The 960-nt window shown below is 72.3% G+C and carries 1 protein-coding gene; it reads right to left on the reverse strand.

Features of this window, described 5'->3' with window-relative positions; translation table 11 throughout:
• On the reverse strand, positions 1-960 hold a 960-nt coding region (locus tag Q0L15_RS19885), incomplete at both ends, for a thiamine pyrophosphate-dependent enzyme (protein ID WP_296606343.1).

Here is a 960-nt window from a genome sequence, read left to right on the forward strand (position 1 = left end):
ACACCGGCCCGACCCGCTCGCCGAGCGCGCCGAGGTGGTCGGTCAGCTCGGCCTCGCTGCGAGCCGTCAGCCCGGTCCCACCCAACGCGTCGGCGACGCAGGCGAGATCCGGCCAGGTGACCGTGGAGATGCGCGGATCGAGGCCCTGGTCCACGAGCTGGATGTACTCAGCGCCGTAGGCACCGTCGTTGAGCACGATCACGATCAGGTCCAGGCTCTCGCGGACGGCGGTGGAGAACTCCGCCAACCCGCCCAGCATGAAGCCTCCGTCACCGCAGACGGTGAGCACTGGACGCCCGGGGACGCCACGGGCGGCACCGATCGCGCTGGCGACACCTAGGCCGATGGAACCGAACGAGAGCGTGTGGACGTACCACTGCGGATGCTCGACGTGCAGGATCGCCCAGGTGTCGTAGATGAAGCGTCCGCCGTCGACTACCAGGATCCGGTCCTCGGGCACCGCCGCGTCCACCAGCTCCAGCGCTCGTCGCATCTCCACCGTCCCCTCGGCGACGCTGGGTGCGTAGGACGGGCCCGGAGAGGCGGCCAGCCGTTGGGCGAGCTCGGGCGAAGCGTGGCGGGTGGCCGGCACGTCGGCCTCGTCGAGCCACCCGCGGATCCGGTCGGCAACCGCGGCGGCGTCGCCGGCCACGCACACCGTCCCGGGTGAGACGCGATCGAGCCGGCGGGGGTCCAGGTCGACCTGGACCACGGTCTTGCCCTCGACCAGGCCGCCGCCGCCGGTGGTGCGTCCGTTGAGGGACGCGCCGAACGCCACGATGCAGTCGCTCGCTGCGATCACCTCCGCAGCCAGGGGGTGGGAGAGACCACCGAAGACGCCGAGGTCGTGGGGCTCGCCGCGAAAGAGATCCTTGGCCCGCAGCGTCGTGGCAACGGGGGCTCCGATCCTGCCGGCCAGAGCCAGCAGTGCCGCCCGGGCAGCCGGCGACATGGCGCCCC

The organism is Nocardioides sp., assembly GCF_024509035.1.
Classification (GTDB): Bacteria; Actinomycetota; Actinomycetes; order Propionibacteriales; family Nocardioidaceae; genus Nocardioides.